The sequence below is a fragment of the Kribbella polygonati genome (assembly GCF_050320105.1).
GTDB lineage: Bacteria > Actinomycetota > Actinomycetes > Propionibacteriales > Kribbellaceae > Kribbella.
In genome coordinates, this window is record NZ_CP190129.1 from 1494683 (window position 1) to 1515260 (window position 20578).

General features: G+C 70.8%; 15 protein-coding genes. 6 read left to right on the forward strand and 9 right to left on the reverse strand.

From position 1 onward, the window contains the following. Positions 1 to 29: 29 nt before the first annotated feature. Positions 30 to 800 (reverse strand): SDR family NAD(P)-dependent oxidoreductase, encoded by a 771-nt coding sequence (locus ACQHIV_RS07055; protein WP_427892646.1) that lies wholly within the window; start codon positions 798 to 800, stop codon positions 30 to 32. Positions 801 to 833: 33 nt separating this feature from the next. Here ACQHIV_RS07055 and ACQHIV_RS07060 point away from each other — a divergent pair, with 33 nt between their 5' ends. Continuing rightward, positions 834 to 2759, forward strand: coding sequence for a GMC family oxidoreductase (locus tag ACQHIV_RS07060; protein WP_427892647.1), 1926 nt, complete (start codon positions 834 to 836; stop codon positions 2757 to 2759). On the opposite strand, the gene ACQHIV_RS07065 is transcribed toward ACQHIV_RS07060, so the two are convergent. Both ACQHIV_RS07065 and ACQHIV_RS07070 read right to left on the reverse strand, forming a co-directional pair. Next, positions 2756 to 3271 (reverse strand): VOC family protein, encoded by a 516-nt coding sequence (locus ACQHIV_RS07065; RefSeq protein WP_427892648.1) that lies wholly within the window; start codon positions 3269 to 3271, stop codon positions 2756 to 2758. The genes ACQHIV_RS07060 and ACQHIV_RS07065 overlap by 4 nt on opposite strands. 33 nt (positions 3272 to 3304) lie before the next feature. Beyond that, positions 3305 to 3967, reverse strand: a complete 663-nt coding sequence (locus ACQHIV_RS07070; RefSeq protein ID WP_427892649.1) for a LysR substrate-binding domain-containing protein — start codon at positions 3965 to 3967, stop codon at positions 3305 to 3307. Between the two features lie 33 nt (positions 3968 to 4000). Between ACQHIV_RS07070 and ACQHIV_RS07075 the strand changes: the two genes are divergently transcribed. Further along, on the forward strand, positions 4001 to 4372 hold the full coding sequence (locus tag ACQHIV_RS07075; RefSeq protein ID WP_427892650.1) for a DUF5997 family protein: 372 nt from the start codon (positions 4001 to 4003) through the stop codon (positions 4370 to 4372). Positions 4373 to 4411: 39 nt separating this feature from the next. Next, a complete protein-coding gene (locus tag ACQHIV_RS07080) occupies positions 4412 to 5113 on the forward strand; it encodes a hypothetical protein (protein ID WP_427892651.1) in 702 nt (233 codons plus the stop codon). On the opposite strand, the gene ACQHIV_RS07085 is transcribed toward ACQHIV_RS07080, so the two are convergent. After that, the gene (locus ACQHIV_RS07085; RefSeq protein WP_427892652.1) at positions 5097 to 6464 is read right to left on the reverse strand and encodes an FAD-binding oxidoreductase; all 1368 of its coding nucleotides are present in this window, start codon (positions 6462 to 6464) and stop codon (positions 5097 to 5099) included. The two genes, ACQHIV_RS07080 and ACQHIV_RS07085, sit on opposite strands and share 17 nt — an antisense overlap. Before the next feature lie 171 nt (positions 6465 to 6635). On the opposite strand from ACQHIV_RS07085, the gene ACQHIV_RS07090 reads away from it, so the two are divergent. Together ACQHIV_RS07090 and ACQHIV_RS07095 are read left to right on the forward strand one after the other, a co-directional pair. After that, positions 6636 to 12149 (forward strand): carboxyl transferase domain-containing protein, encoded by a 5514-nt coding sequence (locus tag ACQHIV_RS07090; protein ID WP_427892653.1) that lies wholly within the window; start codon positions 6636 to 6638, stop codon positions 12147 to 12149. Between the two features lie 21 nt (positions 12150 to 12170). Beyond that, positions 12171 to 14285 (forward strand): transglycosylase domain-containing protein, encoded by a 2115-nt coding sequence (locus ACQHIV_RS07095; protein ID WP_427892654.1) that lies wholly within the window; start codon positions 12171 to 12173, stop codon positions 14283 to 14285. Here ACQHIV_RS07095 and ACQHIV_RS07100 read toward each other — a convergent pair. From ACQHIV_RS07100 to ACQHIV_RS07115, 4 genes are all read right to left on the reverse strand, one after another. Next, complete coding sequence (locus tag ACQHIV_RS07100) at positions 14282 to 14617, reverse strand: hypothetical protein (RefSeq protein WP_427892655.1); 336 nt, start codon at positions 14615 to 14617, stop codon at positions 14282 to 14284. The two genes, ACQHIV_RS07095 and ACQHIV_RS07100, sit on opposite strands and share 4 nt — an antisense overlap. A 79-nt stretch (positions 14618 to 14696) precedes the next feature. Then, entirely contained in the window at positions 14697 to 14921 is a 225-nt protein-coding gene (gene infA, locus ACQHIV_RS07105; protein ID WP_427892656.1) for a translation initiation factor IF-1, read from the reverse strand. Positions 14922 to 14923: 2 nt separating this feature from the next. After that, the gene (locus tag ACQHIV_RS07110; protein ID WP_427892657.1) at positions 14924 to 15676 is read right to left on the reverse strand and encodes a GNAT family N-acetyltransferase; all 753 of its coding nucleotides are present in this window, start codon (positions 15674 to 15676) and stop codon (positions 14924 to 14926) included. Positions 15677 to 15877: 201 nt separating this feature from the next. Beyond that, a complete protein-coding gene (locus ACQHIV_RS07115; protein ID WP_427892658.1) occupies positions 15878 to 16492 on the reverse strand; it encodes a hypothetical protein in 615 nt (204 codons plus the stop codon). A 92-nt stretch (positions 16493 to 16584) separates the two neighbouring features. On the opposite strand from ACQHIV_RS07115, the gene ACQHIV_RS07120 reads away from it, so the two are divergent. After that, positions 16585 to 20010 carry an error-prone DNA polymerase gene (locus ACQHIV_RS07120; RefSeq protein WP_427892659.1) on the forward strand — a complete coding sequence of 1142 codons (3426 nt, stop codon included), beginning with the start codon at positions 16585 to 16587 and terminating at the stop codon, positions 20008 to 20010. Positions 20011 to 20040: 30 nt separating this feature from the next. On the opposite strand, the gene ACQHIV_RS07125 is transcribed toward ACQHIV_RS07120, so the two are convergent. Further along, positions 20041 to 20547: a hypothetical protein gene (locus ACQHIV_RS07125; protein ID WP_427892660.1), complete on the reverse strand. Its 507-nt coding sequence runs from the start codon at positions 20545 to 20547 to the stop codon at positions 20041 to 20043. Positions 20548 to 20578: the final 31 nt, after the last annotated feature.

Sequence of the window (20578 nt, forward strand, 5' to 3'; positions counted from 1 at the left end):
GGCAAAAATGGACCGGCAAGTACAAACCGTCAGGTGGCCGTGTACCCGCCGTCGACCGGTACGACGGCACCCGTCACGTACGCCGCCGCGGGCGAGGCGAGGAACGCGTACGGCGCCGCGATCTCGTCGACCGTGGCCCGTCGGCCGAGCGGTGTGAACGTCGCGATCCGCCGGTCCGACGCGGGGTCGTCGTGCGCGGTGACGCTGTCCATGATGTTCGCGACGTACCCGGGGGCGACCGCGTTCACCCTGATCCCGTGCTCCGCCCACTCGGCCGCGAGCGTCCGCACCAGCTGGTTGATCCCGCCTTTGCTGGCGGCGTACGGCGCCAGTGCCGGGATGCCGACCTGCCCGGCGATCGAGGACGTCATCGTGACCGACCCGCCGCGCCGGTGCGCGATCCAGTGCCGCGCGGCCGCCTGCGCCGGGAGGAACGCGCCGCGCAGGTTCACGGCCAGGATCCGGTCCCACTCGTCCGGCGTGTACTCGACGGCCGGTTTGATGATGTCGATCCCCGCGTTGCAGACCAGATGGTCCAGCCCGCCGAACGCGTCCACCGCGGCCTCCACCAGCCGCTGCCCGATCTCCGCCTCGCCGACGTCTCCGGCGAGCGCCACCACCCGCCCGGGGAACGCCTGGGACAGCTCGTCCGAGGCGCCCGCGGTCTCGTCGGCCGCGTACCCGTTCACGACCACGGACGCGCCTTGCCCGAGCAGCACCCGCGCGATCGCCAGCCCGATCCCACGACTCGACCCGGTCACCACGGCCACCTGACCCGACAGGCCGAAAAGTTCACCCATGCGCCAAACGGTAGTGCGTGCAAGGATTTCGGGGTGCACCTGTCTGAGCAGCAGCGGCGTGAGCTCGAGCGGTTGGCGGAGTCGGTGGTTCCGGGGGAGGGATGGCAGCAGGCCGCGGTCGGGTTTGTCGAGCGGGTGCTGACCGAGGACCGGCCGGACTGGCAGGGGCGGGTCGAGCGGGCGTTGGGTGGTGAGGATCGTGCCTGGCTGACGCGGTTGGTTGCGCAGGGGTACTACTCGCAGCCGGCCGCTTGGGAGCGCGTGGGGTGGCGGACGGGGGAGTTCGCCGCGGTGCGGACCTCGTTGGCCGTCACGCCGTGGGAGGCGATCGCGGAGCGGTACGACTGTGTGGTGATCGGGTCGGGCGCCGGTGGCGGCGTGGCGGCTCAGGTGCTGGCGGAGTCGGGGCGGTCGGTGCTGGTTGTCGAGCTGGGCGACTACCCGTCGACGGAGGCGCTCGCGCGCGATCACCTGCGGAACCCACGGGCGACGCTCGGGTTGCCGGCGCCGACCGATCCGGATCCCGCGGGCCGGCCGCGGGTCGCGGTCGTGGACGGCGTACGCCAGCAGGTGTTGCCGGCGGACGGCGCGTGGGGGAACAACGCGTTCACGGTCGGCGGCGGGACCCGGGTGTACGGCGCGCAGGCGTGGCGGTTCGTGCCGCGGGACTTCCGGATGGCGACCACGTACGGCGTACCGGAGGGGAGTGCGCTGGCGGACTGGCCGATCTCGTACGACGAGCTGGAGCCGTACTACTCGTTGGCGGAGCAGCGGTTCGGGGTGAGCGGCGGCGGTACGGATCCGTGGCATGGGGTGCGGTCGATTCCGCTGCCGATGCCGGCGATGCCGCGGACTGTGGCGGGGGAACTGCTGGCCGGGGCCGCGGACCGGTTGGGGTGGGGGACGCTCGACGTACCGCTGTTGATCAATTCAGTCGATTATCAAGGGCGTTCGGGGTGTGTGCGGTGCGGGCAGTGTGTCGGGTTTGCCTGTCCGGTCGAGGCGAAGGGCGGGACGCACAACACCGCGCTGCCTGCTGCGCTGGCGACTGGAAACTGCGCGCTTGTCACCGGGGTTACCGCTGAGCGGCTGGTCACCGACTCGGGTGGGCGCGTCGTGGGGGTCGCGCTGGTGAGTGGTGACGGGCGGCGGACCGTGTCATGCGCGGAGGTGGTGGTTGCGGCCGGTGCTTCGGAGACGCCGCGGTTGTTGCTGAACAGTGCGCATGAGGGCGAGCCGGCTGGGATCGGGAACAACCAGGATCAGGTCGGGCGGCATTTGCAGGCGCACGTGTACGCGGGCGCGGTGGGGCTGTTCGAGGACGAGGTGGTTGATCTCGTCGGGCCCGGGGTGTCGATCGCGACGTGTGACTTCCGCCATGGGAACGACGGGATCGTCGGGGGCGGGATGCTTGCCAACGAGTTCGTGCCGACGCCCGCTGCGACGTACGACTATCTGACCGCGGCCGGGATGATTCCGGCGGCCGGGGCGGAGAGCGTGGCCGGGATGCGGCACGCGGTACGGCGGATGCTGCGGGTGGTGGGGCCGATCCAGGAGGTGACGTCGGCGGAGTCGCGGGTGCGCGTCGACCCGTCCGTCGTCGACCGCTACGGGAACCCCGTGGTGGTGACGAGCGGGTCGATCCACCCCGAGGATGCCCGCGCACACCGCTTCATGAGCGCGAAGGCGCGGGCGTGGCTGGAGGAGGCCGGCGCGGCGCGTACGTCGGTGGGTGAACTCGGGAGCCTCGGTCGCCCGAGCACCGGCCAGCACCAGGCCGGGACGTGCCGAATGGGCGACGACCCGGCCCGCTCGGTCACCGACCCGCACGGCCGCGTCTGGGGCCACGACAACGTCTGGATCACCGACGCCTCGGTCCACGTCACCAACGGCGGCGTGAACCCGGTCCTCACCGTCCTGGCAACCGCGCTCCGTACGGCCGAAGGGATTGTGGGCTAGCCGATCCGGGAGATGCCTACGCCGCTGCGGGCGTCGGGGCCGTACTTCGCCAGTTCGGCGGCGAGGTCGAGGCGGGCGATGCCCGTCTTGTTCTTGTCGTCGTCGGTGAGGAGGTCGGCGGGGATGATCCAGACGATCTCGAACTCGAGGCCGTCGGGGTCCTTGCCGTACAGGGACTTGGTGGTGCCGTGGTCGGACGCGCCGACCAGCGCGCCGGCCGCGCTCAGCGCACCGGCCAGGGACTCGAGATCGCCGAGGGTGTCGACCTCCCACGCCAGGTGGTAGAGCCCGACGGTCGTCCGCCCGGCGCCCGACGGGCCCGCCTGGGAGCCGATCTGGAACAGGCCGAGATCGTGGTCGTTGGCCGACCCGGGAGCGCGCAGGAACGCCGCGCCGGGGATCGCGTCGCCGGTCTCGGTGTACCCGAAGCCGAGCACGTCTCGGTAGAACGCGACGCTCGCCTCGACGTCACGTACGTACAACACCGCGTGGTTCAACCGGAAGATCGCCATGTCCACCATGGTAGTTGAAGACTCAACTTATTTCTAGCGCCGGCGTCTCGGCTTTTGCTGCGGAGCGGGTCGAGGCCTGGGCTTGGCCTTGGGCTTGGGGAGGGCCGGTCCGCGGGAGCTGTTCACGGTGCGCCCGCGAACGATCCCGATCAGGTGCTCGACGAGCTCGCCGGTCTCCGCCTCGGGCCAGCTGAGGGCGACCTGCGACTCGGGTACGCCGGTCAGCGGGCGGTAGGTCAGGTCCTTGCGGTGGTGCAGCCGGGCCAGTGACTGCGGGACCACCAGCAGACCGGTGCCCATGGCAACCAGCTCGACCGCGTCGGCGGTCCGCGCCGGGCGGTCCGCGATCAGCCGGCCGGGCGGGTGCGGCCAGTCGAGGACGTCGTCCAGCGGGTGCAGTATCAGCTCGTCGGCGAGGTCGTCGACGGTGATCTCCTCGGCGGCCGTGACGACGTGGTCCTTCGGTACGACGACCACGGTCTGCTCGACGTACAGCGGGATCGCGTGCAGGCCGGTGCGGTCGATCGGGAGCCGGAGGAGTACGGCGTCGAGTTCGGCGCGGCGGACCAAGTCGGGGGCCTCGGCGGCGGCGACCTGGACGAGCTCGAGGGGGATCCGGGGGAGTCGCTCCGTCCACATCCGGGACCATTTGGCGGGCGTCACGCCGGGGACGTAGCCCAGCCGGAATCCGGTCACGGACCCGAGATTACCGGGCGTTACGCTGCTGCCATGACGGCGCGTAAGACTCAGACGATGAAACCGGCGACGGCGGCGAAGAAGCTGGACGTGTATCTGCCGGCCACACCGGCCGAGTTCCAGGACGGCGTCGTGTCGCGCGAGGAGCTGAACGCGCTGCAGACCGACCCGCCGGAGTGGCTGCGTGAGCTGCGGAAGAACGGGCCGCATCCGCGGTCGGTGGTCGCGGCCCGGCTCGGCGTCTCGATCAGTGGGCTGGCGCGCGCCGGCGTCACCGAGGCGCTGACCACCGACGAGATCGACGCGATCCGCACCGAGAACCCCGACTGGCTCGACCGCGAACGCGCCACCCAGGCCGAGGTCCGCCGCCAGGAAGCCGAGCTGAAGCGCACCCGCTCCGACTGACCCCGGGGGAGCTGACACTGTCAGCAGGGGGTGGGGGCGATGCAGATCATCGAGAACAGCATCGTGGGGACACGGTCCGCCGTACTGCGGCTGACCAGGCGGGCCGGGGGACCGGAGATCGTGGTGTACCCGATGCTGCACGTCGCGGAGCCGCGGTTCTACCGCGAGGTCGAGACCCGGCTGCGGGCGTCCGACCTGCTCGTGGTGGAAGGCATCACGGGCGAGTCGACCGCCGTCGAGGGCCTGACGATGACCTACCGGGTGATGCCGGTCGTGGACGATTCGGGGCTGGTCGAGGACGACATCCCGTACGGCGACCTCGGCGTACCGCTGGTGACGCCGGACCTGACCGGCGCGGAGTTCCAGGAAGGCTTCCAGGAGCTGCCCTGGCAGACCAAGGCGATGACCTGGGCGGCGGTCCCGGTGGTGTCGATCGGGCACTTCCTGGCCGGCCGCCGGGCGCTGCTGTCGCGCAACATCGAGGTCGACGACCTCCCGACCCGGGAGGAGGAGTTGCGCGGCGAGCAGTGGGACCGCTTCCTCGACCTGATCCTGGACCGCCGCGACGGCCGCGCCGTCGAGGCGCTCGCGGAGGTCGTCCGCGAGCGCGCCGGCGAGGACATCGAGGTGGCGGTCGTGTACGGCGCCGCGCACGTGCCCGGCATCCTGCGCGGGCTCTACAAGCTCGGCTACCGGGTGGTCAGCGCGGAGTGGCTGATGGTCGTCAACGCCGCGGAGTAGGCCCGTACGGAAACAGCCCGTCCGGGTCGTACGCCGACCGGACCGCGGCCAGCCGGGCGAACGTGTCCGCCGGCCAGGACGCCTGGTACGACCCGGGCAGCGCGAACCCGCCGGCGAAGTTCACCGTGGTCTCCGCGCACACCCATGGCGCCAGCTTGTCCAGGATCCCGTCGACCGTTGCCGGCAGCACCTTTTCGAACAGGTTCGGGTCCGGTACGCCGATCAGCGTCAGCGTGCAGGCCCCGCCGCGCCCGCCGACCGCGGAGCCTTCCGGTACGTCGCGCTCGGTCGCGCCGCCGAGGTGCCGGACCTCGACCGCGATCAGCGGCAGCTGCTGGTCCGGGCCGGCCACGTCCAGGAACGCCGCGACGAAGTCCGCGTCCAGCTCGTCGAGCATCAGCCCGCGGTCCCAGGACGGCGTCGGGTCCCTCGGGTCGTTGTGGATCGTCGCGATGGCGGCGGCGGACATCTCGCCGACCCCGTCGATCAGCGTCGTACCGGCGTCCCGGATCGGCTGGAACAGGCGCTTGCCCTCGGCGGCGTCACCGACGTACGCGAACCGGACGTTCAGCACGGTCTTGCCGCGCAGCGGTGCCGGGATGAACTCGAGCGGCGGCAGGCGCAGCACGACGACCGACGAGTTCGCCTCCTCGGGGAGCGTCTTGGTCCACTCCGCCCAGGTGCCGAACACCGGCGCGATGTGCTCGGCGTCGAAGAACACCGACCCGCCGTACAGCGTGCTCAGCTCGACCAGCGCGAAGTCCATCGCGGTGACGATCCCGAATCCGCCCTTGCCGCCGCGCAACGCCCAGAACAGTTCCTCGTTCTCGGTCGTACTGGCGGTCACCGCGCCGGTCGCGGTCACGACGCGGAAGCCGCGCGCCCAGTCGGACGAGAAGCCGTACGTGCGGGCCAGCGGACCGAGGCCGCCGCCGAGGGTGTAGCCGATGCAGCCGACCGCGTCGGACCCGCCGGTGATCGGTGCGAGCCCGTGCGGTGCCGCGGCCGCGATCACCTCGTCCCAGCGGGTGCCGGCGTTGATGTGCGCGGTCTGCGTCTCGGCGTCGACGGTGACGCCGGTCATCCGGGTGGTGGTGACGACGATCCCGTCCCGCATCGGGTTCGGGATGCCGTGGCCGGTGGCCAGCACGCGGACCGGCGTACCGGTCTCGGCGGCGGCCCGTACGACGGCGACCGCGTCGTCCTCGGACGTCAGCCCGACCACGACGTCCGGGGTGTGCGTGACCGCGAGGTTGAAGCCGGACAGCTCCTCGGCGTACCCCTCGTCGGCGGGTGTCAGTACAGGTCCGGCGACTTCGTTGCGTAGCCGGGCGATCAGTTCGTCAGTCATGTGATTTCCCCTCCTGCGCGGCAGTTTTCCGCACACTGGGGTCATGCTTTAGCAGAGCTGAGAACACGCCTCAGAAGGGGGCCGACTCGACGGTAACAGGCCAAGCCTGAAAGCCTGTGCGCGCAACGGCGATCCCGTTGGCGGACGCAGGGTGAGACACGGAGGCGGTCTATGTTCAAGCGTATCGCAATAGTGAACCGGGGAGAAGCCGCGATGCGGCTGATCAACGCGGTCCGGGAAGTCAACGCCGAGGGCGGTGACCCGATCGAGACCGTGGCCTTGTTCACCGACGGCGAGCGCACGGCTACGTTCGTCCGGTCCGCCGACATCGCGTACCCGCTCGGCCCGGCGGCTGCCCGGCCGTACCTGGATCTGGCGGTGCTGGAGCGTGCGCTGGTGGAGACTGGGGCGGACGCGGCCTGGGTCGGCTGGGGCTTCGTCGCCGAGGACCCGGCGTTCGCGGAGCTGTGCGACCGGATCGGTGTCACGTTCATCGGCCCGTCGGCCGAGGCGATGCGCAAGCTCGGCGACAAGATCGGCTCGAAGCTGATCGCCGAGGAGGTCGGCGTACCGGTCGCGCCGTGGAGCCGCGGCGCGGTCGAGTCGCTGGACGCCGCGCTCGAAGCGGCCGACCGGATCGGCTACCCGTTGATGCTCAAGGCAACGGCCGGCGGCGGTGGCCGCGGCATCCGGGTGGTCCGCTCCGCCGACGAGCTCTCCGACGCGTACGCCCGGACCAGCGAGGAGGCGGCCCGCGCGTTCGGCAGCGGCATCGTGTTCCTGGAGCGCCTGGTCACCGGCGCCCGGCACGTCGAGGTCCAGGTGATCGCCGACGGCGAGGGTACGGCGTGGGCGCTCGGCGTCCGGGACTGCTCGGTGCAGCGCCGCAACCAGAAGGTGATCGAGGAGTCGGCGTCGCCGTTGCTGGCCGCGTCCCAGGTGGAGGACCTGAAGGCCTCGGCCGAGCGGCTCGCGATCGCGGTCGGGTACCGCGGCGCGGCGACGGTCGAGTTCCTGTACCACCCGGGCGAGAAGTCGTTCGCGTTCCTCGAGGTGAACACCCGGCTGCAGGTCGAGCACCCGATCACCGAGCTGACCACCGGGTTCGACCTGGTGAAGGCCCAGCTGCACGTCGCGTCCGGCGGCCGGCTGGAGGGCCCGAAGCCGGTGGAGAGCGGGCACGCGGTCGAGGCCCGGCTGAACGCCGAGGACCCGGACCGCGACTTCGCCCCGTCGCCCGGCAAGATCGTCGTACTCGACCTGCCGGCCGGTCCCGGCATCCGCGTCGACACCGGCGTGAGCGCCGGCGACAGCATCCCGGCCGACTTCGACTCGATGATCGCGAAGATCATCGGGTACGGGCGCACCCGCGAGGAGGCGCTGGCCCGGCTGCGACGCGCGATGCAGGCGACGACGGTCCTGATCGAGGGCGGCGCGACCAACAAGAGCTTCATCCTCGAGCTGCTCGACCAGCCCGAGGTGATCGACGGCAGCGCCGACACCGGCTGGATCGACCGGGTCCGCGGCGAGGGCCGGCTGATCTCGCACCGGCACTCCGGGATCGCGCTGGTCGCGGCCGCGATCGAGGGGTACGAGGACGCCGAGCAGGTCGAGCGCACCCGGCTCTACGAGACCGCGCACGGCGGCCGCCCGCAGGTGCAGCACGAGGTCGGCCGCGCGATCGACCTGAAGCTGCGCGGCGCGAGCTACCAGGTGACGGTGGCGCGGATCGGGCCCGAGCGGTTCCGGGTCGGCGTCGGGAACGGCGAGCTGAAGATCGTGGACGCCGAGCTGGAGCGGCTCGACGAGTACACGAGCCGCCTGGTCGTCGGCGGGCAGCGGTTCCGGCTGGTGACCGCGACCCACGGCCCGGTGCACCTGGTCGAGGTCGACGGCGTCACGCACCGCGTCAGTCGCGACGAGGGCGGGGTACTGCGGTCACCCGCGCCGGCGCTGGTGGTCGCGACGCCGGTGCAGGCCGGGGCCGAGGTCGAGGCCGGTGCGCCGGTGCTGGTGCTCGAGTCGATGAAGATGGAGACGGTGCTGTACGCGCCGTTCAAGGCCACCGTGAAGGAGTTGCAGGTCTCGACCGGCAGCCAGGTGGAGACGGGCGCGCCGCTGCTCCGGCTGGAGCCGGTCGCGGACGAGTCCGCCGCCGAGGCTGTGTCCGATTCTGGGGTAGCGCCGGTGCACAACGGCGTACAGCTCGATCTGCCGAACGGGACCGGGGAGAAGTCCGCGGCCGAGCGGGCGGAGCGCGGGCTGGACGACCTGCGGAGCATGCTGCTCGGGTTCGACATCGACCCGCAGGACGAGGGCGGCATGCTGGCCGACTACCTCGCCGCGCGGGCCGAGCTGGACGAGTCGCCGGTGGCGGGGGAGATCGAGCTGCTGGCGGTGTTCGCGGACTTCGCCGAGCTGAGCCGGAACCGGCCGGCCGGCGCCGACACCACGATCGAGAACCGGGTACACAGCCCGCGGGAGTACTTCCACACGTACCTGCAGAGCCTCGACCCGGATCGGGGCGGGCTGCCGGCCGAGTTCCAGGCGCGGTTGAGCCGGGTGCTCGGTCACTACGGTGTGACCGCTCTGGAGCGCAGCCCGGAGCTCGAGGAAGCGGTCTTCCGGATCTTCCTGGCGCAGCTGCGGTCGACCCCCGACGTACTGCTGGTGACGTCCGTGCTGCAGCGGTGGATCGCCGAGCCGCTGCCGGCCGCGCCGCTGGACGAGTGCGTGCACGACCTGCTGGACCGGCTCGTGCTGGCCACGCAGCTGCGGTTCCCGGTGGTCGGCGACCTGGCCCGGAGTGTGCGGTTCCGGTGGTTCGACCAGCCGCAGGTGGACGCCGAGCGGGCGTCGATCATCGCGGGCGTCAGCGACGAGGTCGCCGACCTGGCCACCCGCCTGGACGCGCCGGACCGGCAGCAGCGGATCGACGCGCTGGCCGCCATCCCGGAGCCGATCGTCCGGTTCCTCGCGCAGCGGCTGGAGCACGGCTGGGGCGAGCAGGAGCCGATGCTCGAGGTGCTGATCCGCCGGCACTACCGCGAGTACGAGCTGCACGACCTGCGCGCGTTCGCGGTCGACGGGCGCCCGTTCGCGACCGCCGACTACTCGATCGACAACAAGCCGAGCCACCTGGTCACGACCGTCGGCACGGTCGCCGAGCTGGCCGACCAGGGCAGCGCGCTGTCGCGGGCGCTGACCGACCGGATCGACGCCCGGACGGCGGGACACGAGGCCGTCGTCGAGCTGTACCTGTACGGCCCGGACCTCCCGGAGTCCCAGCAGGACGCCGCCGACCTGTACCGGCGGATGGTCGCCGACCTGCCGATCGCCCAGCGGGTACGGCGGATCTCGGTCGCGGTCGCCCCGGGCCAGGGCCGGCCGGTCTCGTACTTCACCTACCGCCCGGCCGGCGGCTCGATGGCCGAGGACGACAACGTCCGCGGCGTCCACCCGATGGTCGGCCGGCGGCTGAACCTGTGGCGGCTGCGCGACTTCCGGATCACCCGCCTGGAGGCGCCGGAGGACGTACTGCTGTACTACTGCGTCGCCCGCGACAACGAGGCCGACCGGCGGCTGGTCGCGCTGGCCCAGGTCCGCCAGTTCGCGGTCGCCCGCGACGAGGAGGGCCAGGTCACCTCGCTGCCGCACGCCGAGCGCGCAATCGCGAACTGCCTGGAGGCGATCCGCCGGGCCCGGACCGCCCGCGGCGCGGCCGGTGCCAAGCTGGACATGAACCACGTCTGGGTGCAGATCTGGCCGGTGGTCGACGTCCAGATCGACGAGGTGACCGCGCTGCAGCGCAACATCGCCCCGATGACCGCGGGCGCCGGGATCGAGGAGGTCCTGGTGCAGGGCGACGTGGCCGGGCCGGACGGCTCGGTCAACCCGGTCGCCGCCCGGTTCTACTACCAGCACGGCGCCGGTGTGGTGACGTCGATCGAGCAGCCGCCGACCGGGCGGTTGCTGCCGCTCGACGACTACGCGCAGAAGGTGCAGCGGTCCCGCCGGCGGAACACGATCTACCCGTACGAGGTCAGCGGCATGGTCGCCGGCCAGGGCGGGTCGTTCGTCGAGCACGACCTGGACGACGCCGGCAACCTGGTCCCGGTGGAGCGGCCGAAGGGCCTGAACAAGGCCGGCCTGATCGTCGGTATCGTCACGACGCCGACCGAGCGGTACCCCGAGGGCGTCACCCGGGTCGCGATGAGCGGTGACCCGACCAAGGCGCTCGGCGCGGTCGCCGAGGCCGAGTGCGCGCGGATCATCGCCGCGCTGGACCTGGCCGAGCGGCTCCGGATCCCGGTCGAGTGGTACTCGCTGTCGGCCGGTGCGCGGATCTCGATGGACTCCGGCACCGAGAACATGGACTGGGTCGCGAAGGCGCTGAAGCGGATCGTCGAGTTCACCCAGGCCGGCGGCGAGATCAACGTCGTGGTCGCGGGCATCAACGTCGGCGCGCAGCCGTACTGGAACGCCGAGGCCACGATGCTGATGCACACCAAGGGCATCCTGGTGATGACGCCCGACAGCGCGATGGTGCTGACCGGCAAGCAGACGCTCGACTTCTCCGGCAGCGTGTCCGCCGAGGACAACTTCGGCATCGGCGGGTACGACCGGGTGATGGGCCCGAACGGTCAGGCGCAGTACTGGGCCCCCGACCTCAAGGGCGCCCGGGACGTGCTGATGACGTACTACGACCACACGTACGTCGTCCCCGGCGAGCGCGGGCCGCGCCGGGCGCCGACCTCGGACCCGCTGGACCGCGACGTCACGCCGTACCCGCACGACGTGGCCGGGAGCGACTTCAAGACGGTCGGCGAGATCTTCTCCGCGGCCACCAACCCGGACCGGAAGAAGGCGTTCGACATCCGCACGCTGATGCGGGCCCTCACCGACCAGGACCACCCGGTGCTGGAGCGCTGGGCCGGGATGGCCGACGCCGACACCGCGGTCGTGGTGGACGCGCGGCTCGGCGGGTTCCCGGTCTGCCTGGTCGGGATCGAGTCCCGGTCGGTGCCGCGCCGCGGCTTCCCGCCCACCGACGGCCCGGACACGTACACCGCGGGCACGCTGTTCCCGCGGTCGTCGAAGAAGGTCGCGCGGGCGATCAACTCCGCGAGCGGGAACCGGCCGCTCGTCGTCCTGGCGAACCTGTCCGGCTTCGACGGCTCGCCGGACTCGATGCGGAACCTGCAGCTCGAGTACGGCGCCGAGATCGGCCGCGCGATGGTGAACTTCTCCGGGCCGATCGTGTTCTGCGTCGTCTCCCGCTACCACGGCGGCGCGTTCGTGGTGTTCTCGAAGTCGCTGAACCCGTCGATGACCGTGCTCGCGGTGGAGGGATCGTTCGCCTCGGTGCTCGGCGGCGCGCCGGCCGCGGCGGTCGTTTTCGCCGGCGAGGTGGACGCGCGGACGGCCGCGGACCCGCGGGTGGCGGCGCTGGCCGAGCGGGTCGGCGAGGCCTCCGGCGCGGAGCGGGCCGCCCTCGCGACGGAGCTCGCGGACGTCCGAACCGTCGTACGGGCAGAGAAACTGGGCGAGGTGGCGACCGAGTTCGACCGGGTGCACAGCATCGAACGAGCCCGCGAGGTCGGGTCGGTCGACGAGGTGATCAAGGCGGCAGAACTGCGACCAAAGTTGATCGAGGCAATCAAATCCGGGGTACCCGCAGAGTGATCGGTCGTCTACCCTGGGGTAATGCGTGCCGAGAGGGGCGGTCGCAACTGGGCTCGGTCGGTGATCATGTTCATCGGCGTGAGCGCGCTGTCGGGCGCGCTCGCGGCCGGACTGGCGATCCCGTTCGCGGGCTTCGCCGGGCAGGGCTCGGCACAGGTCGCGGCCACGGTCCAGAACCTGCCCAGGGAATTCGAGAGTGACGCGCCCGCCGTCCGCAGCCGGATCCTGGCCGCGGACGGCACGCTGATCGCGACGCTGTACGAGCAGAACCGGGTACCGGTCCGGCTGAGCGCGGTCGCACCGATCATGCGCAAGGCGATGGTCGCGATCGAGGACTCCAGGTTCTACGAGCACGGCGCGCTGGACCTGAAGGGCACGCTGCGGGCGATGGTCCGCAACCAGACCGGTGGCGAGGTGCAGCAGGGCGGGTCCAGCATCACCCAGCAGTTCGTCAAGATGAGCCTGGTCGAGAAGGCGAGGACCGCGACCGAGCGGGCCAAGGCGACCGAGGTGTCGTACGAGCGGAAGATCACCGAGCTGCGGTACGCGATCGCGGTCGAGAGCGAGTACTCCAAGGACGAGATCCTGGAGAAGTACCTGAACCTGGCGAACTTCGGCGCCGGCACGTACGGAGTCCAGACCGCCGCGCAGCACTACTTCCGGACCACCGCCGACAAGCTCACGCTGCCGCAGGCCGCGCTGCTCGCCGGCATCGTGAAGAACCCGACCGGGTACAACCCGGCCAACAACCCGGCCCGCGCCCGCGCCCGCCGGGACGTGGTGATCAAACGGATGCTCGAGCTCGGCGTGATCACCGTGCACCAGGCGAACGAGGCGCTCCGGACGCCGATCGACCTCTCGCTGGTCGAGCCGGTGCCGAACGGCTGCGCGAACTCGCGGTACCCGTTCTACTGCGACTACGTGGTCTCGAAGCTGCTCGCGAATCCGGCGCTCGGCGCGACCGCGAAGGACCGCGACCACTACCTGAAGACCGGCGGGCTGCTGATCCGGACCTCGATCGACCCGGCGATCCAGGCCGCCGCGCAGGCGTCCATCGACCGGCACAGCCAGGCCACGGACTCCTCGATCGCCGCGATCACGATCGTCCAGCCGGGTACCGGGCTGGTGAAGGCGATGGTTCAGAGCAAGCCGTACGGCAACGGGCGGCACCAGACGAACTACAACTACAACGTCGAGAAGTCGTACGCCGGCGGGTACGGCGGGTTCCAGAACGGCTCGACGATGAAGGCGTTCACGATCGCGGCCGCGCTGGCCAAGGGCATCCCGATGGACTACCGGATCAACTCGCCGCAGCAGATCGACCTGCGGAACAAGAAGTTCCGGACCTGCACGGGCTGGACCCGCGACCCGACGTACCAGCCGAAGAACTCGACGCACAGCGGCGACCTGACCATGGTCGAGGCGGCCCGGTTCTCGACCAACACGTACTTCCTGCAACTGTCGGAGCGGACCGGGCTGTGCGCGATCGGCAAGGTCGCGGGCAAGCTCGGGATGTACAACGCGCAGACCGGCGAGCCGCTCGAACAGGTCGTGTCGATGACCCTGGGCGTCGGGTACGTGACGCCGCTGATGCTGTCGAACGCGTACGCGACGTTCGCCGCGCGCGGGACGTACTGCAAGCCGCTGGTCGTCACGTCGGTGCGGGACAAGGCCGGGCGGCCGGTGCCGGGGCCCGGGTTCGACTGCAAGCAGGTGCTGTCGAAGCAGGTCGCCGACGGCGTGAACCGGGTGCTGAGCCAGGTGATGATGCCGGGCGGTACCGGCGGCCACCTGCGGTTCGGCACCCGCGACATGGGCGGGAAGACCGGCACGATCCAGCAGAACCTGGCTGTGTGGTTCTCCGGGTACACGCCGAACCTGGCCGCCGCCGCGGTCGTCGCCGACGCGAGCCCGCCGTACCGGAACCTGATGAACCAGACCCTGAACGGCGACCCCATCCACGACCCGACCGGCTCCGGCACCGCCGGCCCGCTCTGGGAGTCCGCCATGCAGGGCGCGCTCCGCGGCCTCCCGGTCGAGCGTTTCGTCGCCCCGCCGAAGAAGATGATCGGCAACCCGAACCCGCCGAAGACGCCGCCGGACAAGAAAACCCCGAAGCCCAAACCGGGCGGCTAGAGCGGGCGGAGGTCCTTGCCGGGGACCCAGGCGAGTTCGCCGTTCTTGTCCCGGAACTTGCCGAGCCATTCGCCGTTGTGCCGGATCCAGACCTCCAGCTCGCCGGTGGACCAGGTGGCCCGCTCCACCGGCTGGCTGGGGTCGATCCGCCGGACGGCGTCCGCGGCCCGGGGGCCGTGGGCGTCGTACTGGACGTCGAGGTCGAAGGCGACTTCGTACGCCTCCGCCTCGTCGTCGATCCCTGTTGCACGCCACCCGTTGACCGCACCGTCCCAGACGCCGAACCTGTTGGATCCGTCGTCGGACGGGCGAACCGTGAACCGACCAAGCATGTTTTCAGATTAACGCCTGATCGAACACATGTTCTAGTCTTGATCGAGACAGGAGGTGTGTGTGATGGGTGACAGTTCCTCAGTTCCGGTACCGGAAGATGATCCGGCCCCGATCCAGGTCGTAGGGGCTGAGTTCCACCAGGACGCGGTCCTCGAGGACGATCTTGATGTAGTTCTTCCGGATCTTGCCACTGATGTGCGCGAGCACCTTGTGACCGTTACCGAGCTGGACCCGGAAGGTCGCGTTCCGGAGGCACTCGACGACGGTGCCCTCGACCTCGATACCGCCTGCTGCTCTGGGCATGGTCAGGCCCTCCCGCTGATCAGCTCGAGACTCCGGCCGGTGCGCCGGCCGATGTCGTCGAACAACGCCAGCGCGGCCGTGTTGGTCTCGTCGACCTCCGCGGTGGCTTCGGCGGTGTCGCGGAGGGCGTGGCTCAGGAGGGCCCGGGCGATGCCGTGCCGGCGTTCGGCGGCCAGGACGGCGACGAGCCCGATCCGCGGGCGCCTGGTGTGCGTCGCCAGCCGGATCATCCCGGCGTACCGGCCGTCGCGGATCGCCACGGTGTACCTCGCCGGGTCGAGCGGACGCGTTCCGCCCTGCCAGGGCAGGACTTCCGCCGGCATCGTGTGCCAGCCGGGGCCGGCCTCGACCTCGGCGCGGATCGCCCGGTCCAGCTCCCGCAACGGCGCCTCGTCGGCGGTGGTGATCGTGACTTCGCCGGGCACAGTCACCGGGAGGCGGCCGGGTACGACGTACTCGGACTCGCGACGCCAGACCGCGAATCCCGCGCGTTGCCAGCCGGCCGCGAGCTCACGATCGGCCTCGTCGACCACCGTGTACACCGGTTCCGGCTGGTTGGCCAGCATGACCGCGGCGAGCCGGTCGAAGACCGAGTCCTGCCAGCTGTCGATGCTGAGAAAGGTCCGTCCGTCGAGCCGCCGCGACGCGTACCCGCGCCCGACGGTCCGATCGTTCCGGACCGCATGCCATTGGTTGCCCGCGACCTGCGAGACAGTCACCGCCCGGAGACCCGGACGGAAAGGCGAAGTGTTCATAGGTGTTATCCCTTCGGGAGCTTCTCAGGGCACTCCCGACGACACCTACGTCAATCGCCCGCCCGTGACCACGAGAGGGGTGAGCACCCACAGCGCTACAACGCTCATCGGGGCCTCACCTCCAACAGTCGTGTCACGGACGACGGAACGGTACCAGCGTCGCAGCCCCGCCGGTCAACCGGTTTTCAGGCGGGACAGACCTCAGCCGAGGGAGAGTAGTCGCTCCTCGAGGAGTGGTCCGGCATGATCGATGGTTTCGCCCAGATCGAGCCAGGACTGCTCATGCGCCTGCGGCTCGTCCATCCTGGCCACGGCCAGGCTGAACACCCCCGTCAGGACGTCCCGCCGCCCGTCCGGCCGCACCACCGACAGCGCGAACTCCATGGCAAGGCCGGTCCGCACCACCTGCGCCTTGCCCGGATCATCGGCCAGCGGCTTGCCGCCCGTGACGAACGTCGGCTCCTTGGTGACCTTCAACCACTCGACCTTGGCCCCGTCGACCTGCTCCGCCAGCAACTCCTCGATCCGGTCGCGCACCGCTCGCGCGGGCCGATCTCCCAGCCAGTCGAGCCAGTGATCGGGCTTGGTGAGCAACTCGAAGTCGTCCCGGGGGCGCCCGTGCTGTTTGTTCGCAACGAACTCACCGGTGAGTTCGCCCGCGTCGTCGACCCGCCAGCCCCCACGAATCGCCTCGATCGGTACATAACCGTCCGGATCGTCGACCCACTCCCCGTCGATCTCGTAGACCCACCCACCCGGATTCCGGGCCGCCTCGGCCGCCAGTCCGGCAGGTGGCCGGCGCCGTCGTTTGAACATGCTCACCCACCCCAGTCTGCCTCATGGGGGGCGGGGTTCACGGTCTAAGGGAACATATGTTCTAATTTCTGGTGACGGGAGGTGAGCGGGCGATGGGGTACAACAACCCTCCGATCAAGTGGTCGGAGTTGGAGCGGAGGTTGTCGGATCGGTCGCGGCCGGGGAGTCATGGTGGGCGGCCGGTGACGGCTGATGGGGGGGACAGTCCGGCGTGGTCGCAGCATCGGGGGCCGTATGTGCCGGAGCCGGTGCGGCGGCCGGAGCATGCGGTGCCGTATGCGGAGCTGCATGTGCATTCGAACTTCTCGTTCCTGGACGGGGCCTCGCAGCCGGAGGACCTGGTCGAGGCGGGGGTCAAGCAGGGGCTGCATGCGCTGGCGTTGACCGATCACGACGGGTTCTACGGCGCGGCGCGGTTCGCCGAGGCTGCCGCGGCGTACTCGTTGCCCACCGTGTTCGGGGCGGAGCTGTCCCTCGAGCTGACCGGTCCGCAGAACGGGGTGGCCGATCCGGAGGGCAGTCACCTGCTGGTGCTGGCCGAGGGGCAGGAGGGGTACCACAAACTCGCCGGGGAGATCACCGAGGCGCAGCTGAAGGGCGGGGAGAAGGGCAAGCCGGTCTACTCGCTGGAGCGGTTGGCCGACAAGGGTCGTGACCACTGGGTGATCCTCACCGGCTGCCGCAAGGGGCTGGTCCGGCAGGCGCTCGAGCTCGGTGGACAGGCCGACGGTCCGGCCGCGGCCAGCCGCGAGCTGGACCGGCTGACCGCGCTGTTCGGCAAGGACCGGGTGGTCGTCGAGCTGATCGACCACCACCTGCCCGCCGACACCACCCGGAACCGGATCCTCGCCGGGCTGGCCGCCGACCACGGCCTGCCGGTAGTTGCCACGAACAACGTTCACTACGCGACCCCGGCGCAGTACCGGCTGGCGTCCGCGCTGGCCGCCGTCCGGGCCCGGCGCGACCTGGACGCGATGGACGGCTGGCTGCCGTCGAGCGGGATGGCGTTCGTGCGGTCCGGCGCGGAGCTGACCACCCGCTTCCAGCGGTACGACGGGGCGGTGGCGCGGACCGTGACGCTCGCAGACCAGCTCGCGTTCGACCTGGCGCGGGCGAAGCCGAAGCTGCCGCTGCGCGACGTACCGGACGGCGAGACGCCGATGTCGTGGTTGCGGAAGCTGACGCTCGAAGGTGCCGCCCGGCGGTACGGGACGCCCGCGCAACGGCCGGACGCGTACGAGCGGCTGGACCGGGAGCTGGCGGTGATCGCGGAGAAGGAGTTCCCGGGGTACTTCCTGATCGTCGAGGACATCGTCCGGTTCGCCCGGGACAACGGGATCCTCTGCCAGGGCAGGGGATCCGCGGCGAACTCCGCGGTCTGCTACGCGCTCGGGATCACCGCGGTGGACAGCATTCTCTACAACCTGCCGTTCGAGCGGTTCCTGGCGACGACGCGCGCCGAGGAGCCGGACATCGACGTCGACTTCGACTCCGGGCGCCGCGAGGAGGTGATCCAGCATGTCTACGAGAAGTACGGCCGGCACAACGCGGCCCAGGTGGCGAACGTGATCTCGTACCGCCCGAAGTCCGCCGTCCGGGACATGGCGAAGGCCCTCGGGTACTCGGTCGGCCAGCAGGACGCCTGGTCCAAACAGGTGGACGGCTGGAGCCCCGAGATCACCTCGACCGAGCACGACATCCCGCCGCAGGTGGTGGCGATGGCGAGCGAGCTGCTGAAGTTCCCGCGGCACCTGGGGATCCACTCCGGCGGGATGGTGCTGACCGAGCGGCCGGTCGGCGAGGTGGTGCCGATCGAGCACGCCCGGATGGAGAACCGCACGGTCCTGCAGTGGGACAAGGACGACTGCGCGTGGATGGGGCTGGTGAAGTTCGACCTGCTCGGGCTCGGCATGCTGGCCGCGCTGCAGTACTGCCTGGACATGGTCCGTGAGCAGATCGGCGAGGGCTGGGAGCTGCACACGATCCCGCGCGAGGAGGCCGGCGTCTACGACCAGCTCTGCCGGGCGGACTCGGTGGGCGTGTTCCAGGTCGAGTCCCGGGCCCAGATGGCGACGCTGCCGCGGCTGAAACCGCGGAAGTTCTACGACCTGGTCACCGAGATCGCGCTGATCCGGCCCGGCCCGATCCAGGGTGGCGCCGTGCATCCGTACATCCGCCGCCGGACCGGGGAGGAGCCGGTCACCTACCTGCACGACAAGCTGCGGCCGGTGCTCGAGCGGACCATGGGCGTGCCGCTGTTCCAGGAGCAGCTGATGCAGATGGCGATGGCGGTCGGCGAGATCGACGGCGACGAGGCCGACCTGCTGCGCCGCGCGATGGGCTCGAAGCGTGGCATCGAACGGATCTCGTCACTGAAGGACAAGCTGTACGCCGGGATGGCGGGCAACGGGATCACCGGCGAGCTGGCCGACGAGATCTACGCCAAGATCGAGGCGTTCGCGAACTTCGGGTTCGCCGAGTCGCACTCGATCAGCTTCGCGCTGCTCGTGTACTCCAGCACCTGGCTGCGGCTGCACTACCCGGCCGCGTTCCTCGCCGCGCTGCTCCGGGCGCAGCCGATGGGGTTCTACTCGCCGCAGTCCCTGGTCGCGGACGCCCGCCGGCACGGGGTCGAAGTACGGCGTCCGCAGCTGCAGCTGTCCGGTGTCGACGCGGGGCTGGAGCTGCTCGTCGACGGGCAGCAGCTGACCGGGCCGACCGGGCTCGACGCGTGCCTGGCGGATCCGCAGCCGCCGGTCGGGCCGTTCGATCCGAAGGCGCCGTTCGACGCCACCGTGCACCGGCGGGACGGGGCGTTCGCGGTCCGGCTCGGGCTGGCCGAGGTACGTACGGTGGGGGAGAAGGGCGCGAAGCTGATCGTCGAGGAACGGGACCGCGGCGGGCCGTACGCCGAGATGGCCGACCTGGTCCGGCGGACCGGGATCACCGCGGCGCAGGTCGAGGCGCTGGCGACCGCGGGGGCGTTCGAGTGCTTCGGGCTGGACCGGCGGCAGGCGCTCTGGGAAGCCGGCCGCGCCGCCGAGGAACGCCCGGGCCGGCTGGCCGGGATCAGCGCGGCCGGTCCGCCGCCGACCCTGCCCGGGATGAGCGACGTCGAGGCGGACATGGCGGACCTGTGGTCGACCGCGATCACCACCACGAGCCACCCGATGGAACGCGTCCGCGAACAGCTCCGCGCCGAAGGAATCCTGTCCGCCGCCCAGCTCCGCGAGGCCCCGAACGGCGCCCGGGTCCGGGTCGCCGGCGTCGTCACGCACCGCCAGCGCCCCGCGACCGCGTCCGGTGTCACGTTCATGAACCTCGAGGACGAGACCGGCATGGCGAACATCGTGATCACCGTGGGCTGCTGGCACCATCACGCCGCCGTGGCCCGCAACGCCGCCGCCCTCATCATCCGCGGCCGCGTCGAACGCGCCGGTGAAGTAACCAACCTCTCCGCCGAACACCTTCAACGCCTCCCGCTGGCAGCCCGCACCAAGTCCCGCGACTTCAGATAGCCGGCCAGCACCGGTTCCGCAGGTCGTGGGTCAGGTGGAGCGGGACCGGAGGGTCCGGCGCAGACGAGTCAGGAACTGGTCGGTGAACAGGCCGGCCAGGCAGCCGGTCAGTACCAGTACGGCGACTGCTGCGCTGGACGTGGTCTGGTCGCCGATGCTCAGGAGGCCGGTGTTCACCGCGATCACCGAGACCGAGCCGAGGAGTGCGGACCACGGTGGGCGCATTACGTACCAGCTCACCTGGTGGCCCGGCGTACTGCTGCGGGCGAACGCCATGCTCTGGTGGATCACGCTGCCGACCATGCCGGCGGCGGCGCCGACGATCAGTAGGCTCATGTTGAGGGTGATCGCGACGTGCGCGACCGACCGGCTCGCGACCTGGTGTGGTCCGGCGAGTTCCTGGGCGGCGACGAGGCGTTCCGCGAGGCCGTACGACGCGATCAGGAACGGCAGCGCGACGACGGCTTCGGCGATGTTGATTCCGGTGATCGTGCGTCGGGCGGACCGACGGCGTCCCGGTCGAACTGTGTTGCTCATGACAACTCCCCCTTACGTGGTCGGAGTCGTC